Source organism: Pantoea sp. SGAir0215 (assembly GCF_043543215.1).
This window is the reverse complement of the sequence record NZ_CP028031.1, coordinates 3,916,612-3,929,331: the sequence shown is the minus strand read 5'-3', so window position 1 is coordinate 3,929,331 and position 12,720 is coordinate 3,916,612. Positions and strand designations below refer to the sequence as shown.

Genomic DNA, 12,720 nt, shown 5'->3' with positions numbered 1-12,720 from the left:
GGTTGTCGGGCTGACCATCCGCTTTCCGCCTTGGGTACGTGGTATGTTCAGCAGGGCGAGCGGACCCTCAGTGTTATCAGAACGAAGCCGTCACGGAGGCGTACAGCGTTCGTCCGGGAACGTAATAGTTATTGCCGCTGGTGGTACCGGCTGAGGGTTGCGCGGACACCGGATTTTTATCGAAAAGGTTATCGACGCCCATGTTGAATTTCAGATGCCTGGTCGCCCGGTACTGCCCGGACAGGCCATAAATCATATAGGCCTGGCGAATACGTGTAGTTGCGGTATTGCCGCGTGCGGCCTGATCCGCGCGGTTATTCAGCCCCAGCATTTTTCCGTAGTATTTGGCGGTCATCGACAGACTGATCGCCTCATTGACCTGCCAGTCCAGCGAGGACCAGGTGGCGAGTTTTGGTGTGGTCACCAACATGACGCCCAGTGTGTCTTCCGCTTTGATCATGCGCGTAAAAGTGTTATTCAGGGTCAGGCTTTTCAGCCAGGGGCCTTTCTCTTCCGTAATCAGAGGCACCGTCAGGCTGCCTTCCACGCCCTGCGTGCGGGCGGTATCCAGATTGACGCGCTTCAGCCAGTAGCTACCGGACGCATCGCCCGGGATATAGCCCACCGGCGCGGAAGCAATTTTGTCCTGAAAGCGGCTGTCAAAGAAGGTTAAGCCCACGCCCCATCCCGCATAATCGTACAGGGCGCCCACTTCCCAGTTCTGCGACAATTCAGGCTTCAGCGCGTCATTCCCCAGGGTATAACAGCTCCCGCCCTGGTAATCGGCATAGCCGTTACAGCCGGCACCGCGGGAGGTTTCGATAAAGCCTTTGCTGGCCTGACGAACGCTGGGCGCCTTAAAGCCTTCGGAATAGCCGCCTTTCAACGTCAGAGCATCCGTGGCTTGCCAGACAAGATAGGCGCGCGGCGTGGTCCGGTTGCCGTAATCGGTATTATCCCGGCGCAGGCCCAGCGTCAGGGCCAGATCGTCCCGCAGGTCAATCTGGTTTTCGATGAAGATGCCGGTGCTTTTCGCTTCGCCAGTATGTTTACCAAAGGTATCGGCCGCGTCGGCTGTCACGCCCAGCGAGCGCGGGTTATGCAGCTCTTCTTTTTTCCATTGCGCGCCCACGGTCAGGTTTTGGGGCAAACCGAGTTCGAAGGGCAGGTTGAGATCGCCTTCAATAATGGATTCTTTATTCCACAACGTGCTGTCCTCGCTGCCCGTCACCGCGCCGTTGGCGATAACCGGTACGTCCGACACCCAGTTTTTAAATTTATTCTGATAAGCGCTTAGCTTCGCCGTGCCAAATGCAAAAATGCCGCGGTAATCCAGCGCATAGTTTTCACGCTCAAGCTTACTGGCCCCGCGCAGATTAATTTCACTGCCGTTACTGGCGACGCCGGGAAGACCTTCTTCGGTTCCCTGCTGCGTAGAGATCGTCAGCCGATGCTGGCGGGTAATATCCCAGCCCAGTTCGGCACCGTAATTTTCATTCTTGCGTCCCTCCTGACCGCTTCCCCAGCGCAGTGCGCCGGTGTCGCTTTTATCCGCCTGGCGCTTATTCCACGAACCATTCAGACGCAGGTCAAATCCTTTCCCCAGTGGGCCGCCAACGCTACCTGTCCAGGTCTGGGTACTTCCCCGCTTATCGTCCTGCGGCTGGCGCGTGCCTGCGGTTAAGGTACCGTGCCAGACATCACTGTTTTTCTTCGTGATGATATTCACCACGCCGCCCATCGCATCCGAGCCATAGAGCGCGGACATCGGTCCCCGCACCACTTCGATACGTTCAATGGCATCAACGGGGATCCAGTTGATATCGTCGAAATAGTTTTGCTGCGTGCTTTTGATGCCGTTGCTGGAGCTCATGCGTTTGCCATCAACCAGCAACAGCGTATACGCCGCTGGCATACCGCGCAGTTGAATACCGGAGCCCACATCTGTTCCGATGGCTTTGGATACGCCCGCGACACGTTCCAGCACATCCGCAAGATCCGTGGCCGATTTACCAACGTCCTGTGCCAGTTGCTGTGCGGTAATCACGGAAATTGATGCCGGAGCATCTTTCAGACGCTGTTCGACAGCTGAAGCCGTCACCACCATCACCTCTTCATTGGGATCAGTGATCTCCGGCTCAGCAAACGCAGGTGAAGCTATGCCAAAAACGGGAATGAACAGACTGGTTTTGATACGACGGGCGAGAGGGGTTAACGACGTCATAACGGTTAATCCTTTAACGGTTGTTTGTCCTGAAGATATTTACGGGCTGATAAACAGCATAAGGTGATATATAAATGGGAATCAAATCAATAATCATTATCAGTTGGCGGTGAAATAAATGCGCAGGGTAATTGCGTGGGAATTTTAATGATTCAGGATCGGCGGGAATGATCTGGAAGCGGGAAAGGGTAGTTGCTTTTTATGTAAGACAGGCCTTTGATATATAAAGATTTAAGACGAAGAGTTTCTTCTTTTGCTGATTGGATTTCTGAATAATTCCCTGCCTGTAAGTTTCTTTTTAATATTAGCTTTTTTTACGTTTGGGATGATATTTACGAAAGGTAAAAGATGTTCTTGTTAATTTATATAATTGTTAAGAGGTTGCGAAAAATGACTTGGATCAATAATAAGTCTGATTATGTGAAATATTTGATTCTGTTTTGTGAAATAAGCTGGCTTAGCATAATAGCGTTATTTAAATGAATAATGGTTTTCCCGTAATGCATTGAGGTCTACCATGACGCATGGGCCATTAAGTCAGTCAATATCGGATACCTGCAATAAATGACCATGCTTTTCTGGAACCGGTAAGTTTTGAATGCGGGTTTCAAAGGCACAGGAGGGAACAAAAAAGCCCGCAGGCTTGTGCGCTGGCGTCTCTGTAATTGAGCTGTTATTTATTTAATAAGAATAAAGATTATTTATTTTAAAATTATATAAAGGCTCTAAAAAGGAACCAAAAAATATAATGAATGTTATTTATAAGTCTGAATTAAATATTTTACATCTTTTTATAAGATAGTCGTTAAGGGTACAGCATTGAACATGTCGTATGAAGCAGTTATGCATATGGCTATAGCCTGAGGTCGTAATCTCAGTAATGATTATGGTTCAAGAATATGGCTAGGAGCGAAGTGGTGAAAAATTGGTCTACTGAGGATACAAGAGCAGTCAAAGCTTGGCTGAACATTTCAAACTATAGAAAGTTCGAAGAGACCACGCTTAACTGTCTCTATCATGAGTTATGGGCAAGAGCCCTTCTTTTTAAGCCATGGCCTAGTGAAGAAGAAAAGATCGGCCTCGGTGGTTATATGAGACAGATCTTCAATGGGAAGCCTTTCCTCTTCGAGCCCGAACAGCTTAACTACATGCAAGATGATCAAACTCTTCAAAGCCCACCACATATCTTCATTACAGACATAAGCCGCCTTGCTCAACTCAGTGTAACTGGTCTCCGGGTAAATCTGTTCTCCTGGGAGCAAGGTAGTGACGAGTACTGCGTAAACCTTCCCCACCATGAAGCATATGTATCTACGGTAATGTCAGCGATATGTGAAAGCACCATCCTTTTAGAAATCGACCTTGCCAGTGGTACAGATGATGAAATTGCAGAGTCTATCAAATCAGCTCTACCGCAATGGAGACGCGTGAAGGGGATTGAAGCTGACGAGTCGGGGGCAGTGCGCTTCGGCTACGGCACAATCAAGAAGGTTATCTCTTATCGTCTCATAGCAATGCTCGACGTTCTTTTATGGACAAAGGTATATGACTTGCGCGTTTCAGACGATCGGCTTTCCAGACTGCTGTACACAGATGAAGACGATGAGGCAGTTATCCGTCTTAGCTACCATATCAAAGACGCTGATAGACCACTGGCTATGAAAGCAGCAACGATTGATTTCGTTCGCCAATTCAACTTCTTCATAAATCGAAACCCCCACCTTAAAAATATGAGAGTTTCGGACGTCATGAAACTCTCGGATTCCAACTGACCCAGTCTTCAGTGGTCCTGCTGTCAGGGACCACACTAACTCGTGCCTTCTTGTCTTCGTTACAGTTGCTCTCATTGAAACCAATCGAGGAGAGCACCATGAACCGACATAATACGAAACTAATCCGTTTACCTATTGTGATTGAGAGAACCGGCTTCAGTCGTTCCTGGATCTATGAGTTGATTAATCAAAAGCAGTTTCCTCAACCTATCAAAATTGGCTCTCGTGCGGTGGCATTTATTGAAAGCGAAATCGAAGATTTTCTTCAGGAAATGATCAGTAAATCACGCTCATTCACTAAATTAGAAGGGTAACAATATGAATATTTCAGATTTTATTATGGGGAATGGTTATTTTGAAAATTTAGACTTTGAAGAGATTGAAAGAAGGTTTGATTTATCAATAATTGAAAATTTATCAGATGACGATTTTAATCGTGCAGTAGTTAATCTTTTAAATATGTACTTATTAGGGAATTCATATGTTTCATTCCGTATTGCTGAAACATTTAATGACTCGGAGAAACTGAGAGTATATGAAACTTGGATTTGTTTACTTAAGGAAAGAGACGACATGGAAAATCTGATTCTTAAGTTTATTACATTTAAACTATCTAATAAATCCTGATTGATTTGTAAACATGTTTACAAGTTAACAGCTTGCTGTTAACAGTTTTATTTACAAACTTAGTAAATAACTTTATTTATTAAAGAGTTAAATTTTTAAAGTAAAACTAAAGGATTTTAATAACCCTCTAGAGGGTTATTAAAATTTTCGGGCTGCAAACCCCAGCGGCAAAACATTCTTACACTTATAGAAAATATATTTTTGTAAATAGCTTTTTTATATGATTTATTTAGTACCACTCAATAATAAAATGTAAATAGAGGGTGTAAATGGACTGTGTATTAAAATTAAAAAGGCTAAGGAATGATAATGGTGTTCGTACTTGTATGATAGTAAATGCAAGTAATGGCCTGCCGTTAGTATATGAGAATTTATATGTGGCTGTATTGTCTCGTACCAAAAACTATTCATACTCAACAATTGAATCAATTACAGGAGTGCTAATGTCATATGCAAAATATCTAAATGACAAAGGTATAACTCTTGATAGCAAAGTTAATAAAGAAAGGTTATTAGAGGGTAGATTAGCATATGACACAATGATTCATTTTTCATCTAAACATAAAGAAGCAAAAGTAACAAAAATTAAAGAAGAACGAATCATATCAGAATGCTCTCTTCACTATAAGTTAAGCGTCATAGAAAAATACCTAGTATGGTTTTTCTTAAATGTTATAGGGAGCAACAATAAAGATGCAGAACTAATTTCACGTAACTTTGAATATGTAAGGCCAAACATTAAGGTAAGAAAGTCATACTCAGAGCTTGAGAATAAGTCATTAAATAAAGATCAGATTAAAGCACTAAAGGAATTGATCAAAATTGACAGTGAGTACAATCCCTTTAAAGACTGTGTAAAATTCAGAAACGAAGTGATAATAAGTATTTTATTAGAGACAGGCATAAGAGGTGGTGAGCTACTTAATTTAAAAACTGATGACTTTAAATATAATAAAAAGGAACTTCATATAATCAGAAGGCCCGACGATAAAGAAGACACAAGGTTAAGGCAACCATTAGTTAAAACTGCTGAACGTAAGATACCTTTGACTAAGGCACTTTGTGAAAGAATAAAAATTTATATAGATAAGGAGAGGAGTAATCAAAAACTATCCAAAGGACATAATTATCTGATGGTAACACATAGTTCTAACTTTGTTATGGGGAGTCCATTAACTATTTCTGGCTACCAAAAAATATTCAATATTATTAGGATGAATGAAGCTTTGTTAAAGAATTTTGTTGCGCATTCGCTACGGCATACCTGGAACGTGAATTACTCAGAGCATGTATACCAATTAGCTAACCCAGCTAACTACGAAATGTATGAAAAAGTCAGAAATTATCTAATGGGTTGGAGCAGGAGAAGTAAAACGTCTGAAGTATATACACAACGTTATCTCATAAATGAGTCATATAAGATAATGCAATTTATGAACGCTACTAGCTTTCTTGAAAAGGAACCGAAAAAACATGCACAAAATAATACAAAAAACAGAAAATCAATATTCGGATTTTGAAACTGTGAACGGAAAAAAGAAAGTTTGTTTTTCTGATTCAATATGGAGCTTAGATTACGGGATAAAGATTAACTTCAACCAGCTTATAGGCATAGACAAATTCTTGATGCTTATAAAATCTACTTTTGCGTATTGCTTAAAAAAGCATAGCGTAAGCTATGTTAGAAAAATGTTCTTCGCTATAAAGCATTACCAGAAAGAAGTTAAAGGGGGGGTTGTAGAATTTAGCTACGGAGAATTTGCAAATTATTTTAATCGTTTTGAATATGATAACTATACTCATTCAGAAACCATGAAGTATTTTCTTCTTAAGTTAAACTCCCAATTTCCCGATTTATTAGACAACAGTGTGAAAGAGCTAATACAAAATGTAAGAGTAAAAAAACCTGACGCTAAGAAGAACGTAAATACTCACGATTATGATAAAGGTCCATTTAGCGATAAGCAGTTAAATGAAATAATCAGGCTGAGTACGTTAGCTTTTCAGCAACAACAAATAACTGTTTCAAACTACATCATGTTAACCCTCCTGATATACTCAGGAAGAAGGCCATTTCAAATCAACTTAATACAAATCCAAGATGTTGTTTCACTACATGGAAAATATTTTATAAATGTTCCTCAAATCAAGCAAAAAAACACCTATCGACAGACTTTTACTAAATTAGAAATTCCTGAAGGTTTATATCGTCATCTTAGATTTTTGTCTAATGCGGTGGTTGAACTAGTAGAGAGCACATTAAATATTAAGTTGAGCTACAATCAAACTCAGGAATTACCGGTTTTTATAAGCACTGCTCCTTTTAAAACTAAAATGGTCACTGTAGATAGCTTAAAAAATGGAGATCTGGTAATAACATCTCGTCAGTTTGCAAGTAGAATCAAATGGACTGTCAATAAATCAATTACTAATTCTTCAATAGACTTTGGCTACATAAATTCAAGAAGATTCAGATACACATTGGGTACAAAGGCTGCTGAGAAAGGCTTTTGTGCCGCAGCAATTGCAAAAGCTTTAGATCATACGTCCTCGAAATCGGTTCGTTCTTATGTTCATAATAATGCTAATACTGGGGCGAAAATTAATGCCATTATGAATTCAGTAATGATTCCGATAGCTAATTTGTTTGTTGAACCAATAACAATTTCTGCAGAGATATATGCACTTGAAGAAACCATAAGAGAAATTAAAAAAAACTTTGCTGATACACATGAACTAATCGAAATTGAACGAATGATTTCAAAAAAAATGTCAGAAATATTTAATCTAGTCAAAAGTTATGGAGAATAAGTCATGAGTGATTTATACGAGTTGCAAATAAAAAAATTCATTCAGGAATCTAAGTGTCAGGCTTCGCTGAGTAATGGAGTTAAATGGGAAGATCTTAAATGGGATAATGGAATGACATTCTACAAATATAGCTGGAATTCACGTAACATGAAGCAACCATTATCTGAATATATGTCAGATTTTATTAAGGCTTATCTAGTTAAAGTGGGTTTAAATAACATCAATAAGTGCATTTCAATTCTTCGTGCTTTCAAAATTTTAGAAGTAACCATGTCGAATTTAAGCAGTGGCTATAAGATAAGCAATTTAAACTCAAGGGTTTTGGATAAGGCAATGGAGCTTGCTTATAACCAATATTCACTAGGAAAGGTCAATGAGATCTACTTCAATATTAAACATGTTTGTAATTTTCTAGTAAGAAATGAAATGATTGAAGATCATATATTGAATTGGACTTACCCTCTGACTGAAAGTAATAGTCAGAATAAAACAATTGCAGAAGAGGAAAATGGTTTAAACGATAAACTTCCTGACCCAAGAGTCATTAGTTTTATGGGGAGTTTATTCAAATCTAAACCACAAGGTCTTCGTGATATTTATACAAGCTCTATTTTTGCTTTGTTATTGTGTGCCCCCTCACGAATCAATGAAATCATGGAACTTAATGAAGACTGCCTTGTTGTATTGAATGATTCAGAGGAAATTGAAAGGCCTTGTCTCAGGTTCTACTCAGAAAAAGGATTTGGGTTTAATATGAAATGGCTCCCAGACTGCATGTTTCCGGTTGCTAAAGAAGCAATCCACCGCATTAAAGAAGTTAGTACTAATGCTCGAGCTGTCTGCTCCATTATTGAGAAAGGTGAAAAAGCATTTTATAAAAAACTCAATAAAAGTAAGTTCGAAATTATTACTAATCAAGATCTTTATAATTTAGGTTTTGACATAAAAAAATCAAAAATGAACTTAGAGAATAAAGCATTCCTTCAGGAAATTAAAAATAATGTGATTAGTTGCTCTCACTTTTGGAATTATCTGTATAGAAAAAATAGATCCGAAAAAGGCGGCAATAAAAAAGCATCGCCTTCATGGAGGAACAAGTTGATGATTGTAAATAAATACCAACTAAACTCTTTAAAAAACACCGATATATTCACAGTTGAAAAAGTAAAAAGCAGTTACTTCTTTGCAGAGTTTAATATAACATTAACAAGAAATAACCCGCGAATGAACATTTTCTATAGAAATAGATTTTTAAATTCTTTTCCAGGAGAGATCAAATTTAATAGCCACCAAATCAGACATCTGATTAATACAATGGCTCAAAGAACGACTCTCTCTGAGGTGGAAATTGCTTTATGGTCAGGTAGGAAAAATATTCACCATAACGATAATTATAATCATGTTTCTCATGATGAGTTAGCAGATCTATCACGTGAATTATTAAATAATATAAATCATAGTTCGTCAGCCAAGGTCGAAGATCCTTCTAATAGTAATACACAAAATGATATTAAGGGTAAGGTATCTTACCTTTTGAAAGGTATTGAATCTTTAAGCTCTGACCAACAAAAAGAAATTAGAAAAAAAATCACAGTATTGAGTAGTTACCTTAAACAAAAATTAAGAGGAGTGATAAAAAATGACAAAAAAGTTTCATGAACACGACATTAAAAAGATAGTATCAATCATTGATAATTGGAAAAAGAAGGAGTTTTCCTGGAATTTATTGTGCACAGCATGTAAGCCACATTTGGGAAAAATACCAACCCGCCAAGCTTTGTGTAAGCATACTGAGATAGCTATAGCTTATAAGAAAAGAAAAAGGTCTATCTCTTTGCCTAAGCAGGATCTCAAGGTTCCTGGTAGTCTTACTCTTGCAGCAGAAAGAATTAAGAGGCTTGAGAGCGACAATAAGTCTTTAGCCCATGAAAACACTAATTTATTACTCAAAATAAGAAAAATGCTCGAGAACGCCTATCGTCACAATATATCCATTTCTCTTCTTGAAGAAGAATTACCGGTGAGGTTGAGAAAATAATATTCTGATAGCTTACACCTATTGACTAGGTTTGATTTTATGATATTTATTAACAGGTCAGGAAGACAATTTTGCAAGGATGCAACTATGAATAATTTTACTGTTCTGTCGAAAGAAGAGAAACTGCTTCTTCTTTTACAACTTTTTATTGAACGACTCAAGAAGTCAGGGTTTCAGCAAGACAAGATTGTGCGCTATATCTGGCTCTTCTGCGTTGGCTACTACATTAAATACTATCTCACACAAGCTAATGATCATTTGATTGATCGCTTCACTATTATCTCAATGCTTTCAAACGCGCTTAAGGGGAGTTCACAGCGGGTCATTAATACGCTGGGGTATGAACATGAAATCACTTTTTTTTTCCGTTTTTTGATCCACTATGCAATAGACAATGAAGAGGAAGCCGAGGGGGTGTATCGTGAGGAACGAGTCAAGTATGAAAAAGAACTTCTTTCGAAACTATATCAGTTCAAAAAAAACAAAAAAAGACAAAGTGGAAGAATATAAAATTATTAATCAGTTTTTATTTTGGGGTGAAATATGCTTAAGTCACCCCAGTTTACTTATCTTCACTGATTAATCTTATGAAAATGTTCTATTACTTTTTCAATGCGTCTTAACATTCTTGTGAAACCGTTAAAGTTAATTTCATGTTTATAAGCATTTATAATATTTTTAGCAAATGCTTCTTTGCTTAAGTCTTTTACAGGATCTCTGTCAGATACAGTATTGAAATATTTTTCTTTATAAGGTCTGAGCCTATCTTCCTTTTTAAAGAAGAATTCAATATCTGTTTGAGAGCCATCTTTAGATTTAGGTGTAAGAACCAAATATAAATTATGGAATATGTGTACGAAGGCAGAATCCCGGATATCAGTGCAACTTTTGGGATGAATATCTATACCTTCAATTTTTGTGACATAATTTATCAAGTCTTTTGGGCCGCTGTCATTATCTACAAAAATAATGACTGGATTTGACGGCTTAGGAGCACTGTAATTTTTGAAGTGGGAATTATAATTTTTTATGAAATCCTTGAGGTAGTCAGTACCTCCATGAAGTTCTAAAAGATATTTAGTTCTCTCATTATAATTAATGAAATTTAGTAAGAGTTTATAGGTTTTCTTTTCAGTCTTAGCTATTGCCAGTTTTGGTAGCTTTTCAGCTAATTTATAAATTGCTGCTTTCAAGTAAATGTTATCTGTTTGTCCCTCGGTAAGTATAGTTGGTAAATTATTACTATAAAAAAAACGATAAAAGAGAAATTTACTAAAGGTTTTTTCTCTTGAACTATGCAAGTGTTTTCTTTGCTTAGCTCCACCGTTTTTTAATGCATCTTTTTTTAATTGGTATTTTGGATTGAGTCTCTCGCCTTGTCGCAATCTGTTATAATGATCGACTTGATCAATGAAGTTAAGCTTTCCTTCGAGACGATTAATATTTCCTTTTGTTTTTTCTCCATCAATTATTTCAGTGAATTCACCATTTTTAAACAGATGATCACATTGAGATCTTACGAGTCTCCAGTACTCTTTTTTTGTGTTTGGCTTGTCATTAACTATTAAACCTGTCACATCTTGTCTGAAATCCTTAATTTGATTTCTTGTTTTTTTATCATTAATCAAGAAACCAGAGCGATTTATTTCCTTTCTAATTTCATTGCTTACTAAGTAGCTGTTATCTTGACATTTTCTGGCGATAGATAAAGGTAGTTCTTTAGTTCTTGTTGAAAAGGTTATGTCGTCAGCATAACGAGTATAAAAAGATGAGTTTTTCTTTGCGAAATTTGCAAGCTTTATGTCTAAAGCATGAGTGATTAAATTTGAAATTACTGGTGAACAAGGGCTGCCTTGTGGGAGGTGATTATTATAACAAGCAATTTGTGCTATTACGGTAGCGATTTCAGGAGTCAGTTGAAAGTTTTGGTTCTTGATAAAAAATCCTCGAACTCTTCCAAAGTTAAAACTTCCAAAAAAATTTTCAAGATCAATATTGAATACGTTTTTCTTTCCTAAATGCATCATTGCATTAGTAATAATCGAACGGTTTCTCTCAAAGCCGTGTGATAAAGATGGTTGCTTAATTTTTGCTGAATTACATTTCACTTTTAATATTTTAGAATGTTTGGCTTTTTCTCTGGCGATCTCGGAGTCAGGAAATTTATCTGAAATAATTTCATCTAAACAATCTAATAGTAGTTTCGATAAAGATGATTGGATTTTTTTTAATGCCTTCTCTGGGGCATTTATTATTCGTTCCCCACCATTTTTTTTAGGGATTTTAAATTGAGTGTATTGGTTTTCAGGCTTAAGAATATAAAGGATATATGTTAAAGATTTGGCTTTTACATTTAAAATTTTAGCCAGCTCGGGTTTTGTTGTTGCAGCCTTCAAGGATTGAAGTCTTGACATGATTAATTACCATATTGGAGTGGTTTATGGGCACTCTTACGCAAACTGACAAGAAAATCATGATAACCGTGTAATATGATATTCTGTAAGGCAATCCTTTCGGACATTCTTTTCACTGATCGCGAAACGCGACCCAAAATCTGCCCATAAACCAAGTTAACTTTAACAAAAATGCATAAAAGTGCAATCGTTTTTTCGCTTTAAAATAACAAGTTAACTATTACTTTATAGTGTATCGAATGTTCATCTTAAGTTCATTTTTCACCAAAATTCTCTACTATTAAAGTTCCTTGTTAGATTTAATGTCCCAGCCTGACTGTGTTTCTGCGCCTTTACCGCCGCTCGCTGATTGTTCCCAATACTGTGTTTTGACTTTAGATGCTTGGAACTGATAGGAGATACCGATCAGGTCACGACTTGTAGTGCCATTAAAAATCACATTTGTGATGAGAACGTCTTCAAGGGTAATACGGCAGTACTCGATTTGGCTGCCACCGGCCTTACACACCGAAAGCTCAACCTTGCCTACATGCTTGCCGTTAGAGACATAGCGCATGATTGCAGGAGTTGCTTTGTCTATGTGGGCCTGAACCGAGAGATCGCGGTACTGAACTTTTCCTGCACCACCTCCGCCTCCAACTAACATGTTGCCTGGCTGGTTAGCGCCCCATGTGAAAGATTCAATAGCAATCCAGCCTTTATGATTACTGTCCTGTGATTCACCGGTAATGCCATCAATTTTCAAGAAGAGATCTGTGCTCATGGCTGGTCCTTTTTCTTTCCCTGAGAAGGGTAATCTGATTAAATAAACTTAATGATACGTATAATGACATA

At 38.1% G+C, this 12,720-nt stretch carries 11 protein-coding genes; 8 read left to right on the top strand and 3 right to left on the bottom strand.

Annotated elements, in window-relative coordinates; translation table 11 throughout:
• Window positions 1-76: 76 nt before the first annotated feature.
• Window positions 77-2,224, bottom strand: coding sequence for a TonB-dependent receptor domain-containing protein (locus tag C1N64_RS18330; protein ID WP_394515079.1), 2,148 nt, complete (start codon window positions 2,222-2,224; stop codon window positions 77-79).
• Window positions 2,225-3,141: 917 nt separating this feature from the next.
• On the opposite strand from C1N64_RS18330, the gene C1N64_RS18325 reads away from it, so the two are divergent.
• The 8 genes from C1N64_RS18325 to C1N64_RS18290 all read left to right on the top strand — a co-directional run bounded on the left by C1N64_RS18325 (window position 3,142) and on the right by C1N64_RS18290 (window position 9,982).
• The gene (locus tag C1N64_RS18325) at window positions 3,142-3,996 is read left to right on the top strand and encodes a DUF6387 family protein (protein ID WP_394515518.1); all 855 of its coding nucleotides are present in this window, start codon (window positions 3,142-3,144) and stop codon (window positions 3,994-3,996) included.
• Between the two features lie 98 nt (window positions 3,997-4,094).
• Window positions 4,095-4,310 (top strand): helix-turn-helix transcriptional regulator, encoded by a 216-nt coding sequence (locus C1N64_RS18320; protein ID WP_054687238.1) that lies wholly within the window; start codon window positions 4,095-4,097, stop codon window positions 4,308-4,310.
• A 4-nt stretch (window positions 4,311-4,314) separates the two neighbouring features.
• Window positions 4,315-4,623 (top strand): hypothetical protein, encoded by a 309-nt coding sequence (locus C1N64_RS18315; RefSeq protein ID WP_394515078.1) that lies wholly within the window; start codon window positions 4,315-4,317, stop codon window positions 4,621-4,623.
• 443 nt (window positions 4,624-5,066) lie between these two features.
• Window positions 5,067-6,143 (top strand): tyrosine-type recombinase/integrase, encoded by a 1,077-nt coding sequence (locus tag C1N64_RS18310; RefSeq protein ID WP_394515077.1) that lies wholly within the window; start codon window positions 5,067-5,069, stop codon window positions 6,141-6,143.
• Window positions 6,097-7,434, top strand: a complete 1,338-nt coding sequence (locus C1N64_RS18305; protein WP_394515076.1) for a tyrosine-type recombinase/integrase — start codon at window positions 6,097-6,099, stop codon at window positions 7,432-7,434. The genes C1N64_RS18310 and C1N64_RS18305 overlap by 47 nt, the downstream gene beginning before the upstream one ends.
• Before the next feature lie 3 nt (window positions 7,435-7,437).
• A complete protein-coding gene (locus tag C1N64_RS18300; RefSeq protein ID WP_394515075.1) occupies window positions 7,438-9,093 on the top strand; it encodes a hypothetical protein in 1,656 nt (551 codons plus the stop codon).
• On the top strand, window positions 9,074-9,472 hold the full coding sequence (locus C1N64_RS18295; RefSeq protein WP_394515074.1) for a hypothetical protein: 399 nt from the start codon (window positions 9,074-9,076) through the stop codon (window positions 9,470-9,472). The genes C1N64_RS18300 and C1N64_RS18295 overlap by 20 nt, the downstream gene beginning before the upstream one ends.
• An 87-nt stretch (window positions 9,473-9,559) precedes the next feature.
• Window positions 9,560-9,982, top strand: coding sequence for a hypothetical protein (locus C1N64_RS18290; RefSeq protein WP_394515073.1), 423 nt, complete (start codon window positions 9,560-9,562; stop codon window positions 9,980-9,982).
• 62 nt (window positions 9,983-10,044) lie between these two features.
• On the opposite strand, the gene C1N64_RS18285 is transcribed toward C1N64_RS18290, so the two are convergent.
• Together C1N64_RS18285 and C1N64_RS18280 are read right to left on the bottom strand one after the other, a co-directional pair.
• Window positions 10,045-11,886, bottom strand: coding sequence for a retron Ec67 family RNA-directed DNA polymerase/endonuclease (locus tag C1N64_RS18285; protein WP_394515072.1), 1,842 nt, complete (start codon window positions 11,884-11,886; stop codon window positions 10,045-10,047).
• Window positions 11,887-12,166: 280 nt separating this feature from the next.
• Entirely contained in the window at window positions 12,167-12,649 is a 483-nt protein-coding gene (locus C1N64_RS18280) for an Hcp family type VI secretion system effector (protein ID WP_394515071.1), read from the bottom strand.
• Window positions 12,650-12,720 lie beyond the last annotated feature (71 nt).

What these genes read in the sequence shown, in the direction of transcription:
- C1N64_RS18330 (WP_394515079.1), bottom strand. Translation starts at nt 2,224, where the DNA reads ATGACGTCGTTAACCCCTCTCGCCCGTCGTATCAAAACCAGTCTGTTC.
- C1N64_RS18320 (WP_054687238.1), top strand. Translation starts at nt 4,095, where the DNA reads ATGAACCGACATAATACGAAACTAATCCGTTTACCTATTGTGATTGAG.
- C1N64_RS18315 (WP_394515078.1), top strand. Translation starts at nt 4,315, where the DNA reads ATGAATATTTCAGATTTTATTATGGGGAATGGTTATTTTGAAAATTTA.
- C1N64_RS18310 (WP_394515077.1), top strand. Translation starts at nt 5,067, where the DNA reads ATGTCATATGCAAAATATCTAAATGACAAAGGTATAACTCTTGATAGC.
- C1N64_RS18305 (WP_394515076.1), top strand. Translation starts at nt 6,097, where the DNA reads ATGCACAAAATAATACAAAAAACAGAAAATCAATATTCGGATTTTGAA.
- C1N64_RS18300 (WP_394515075.1), top strand. Translation starts at nt 7,438, where the DNA reads ATGAGTGATTTATACGAGTTGCAAATAAAAAAATTCATTCAGGAATCT.
- C1N64_RS18295 (WP_394515074.1), top strand. Translation starts at nt 9,074, where the DNA reads ATGACAAAAAAGTTTCATGAACACGACATTAAAAAGATAGTATCAATC.
- C1N64_RS18290 (WP_394515073.1), top strand. Translation starts at nt 9,560, where the DNA reads ATGAATAATTTTACTGTTCTGTCGAAAGAAGAGAAACTGCTTCTTCTT.
- C1N64_RS18285 (WP_394515072.1), bottom strand. Translation starts at nt 11,886, where the DNA reads ATGTCAAGACTTCAATCCTTGAAGGCTGCAACAACAAAACCCGAGCTG.
- C1N64_RS18280 (WP_394515071.1), bottom strand. Translation starts at nt 12,649, where the DNA reads ATGAGCACAGATCTCTTCTTGAAAATTGATGGCATTACCGGTGAATCA.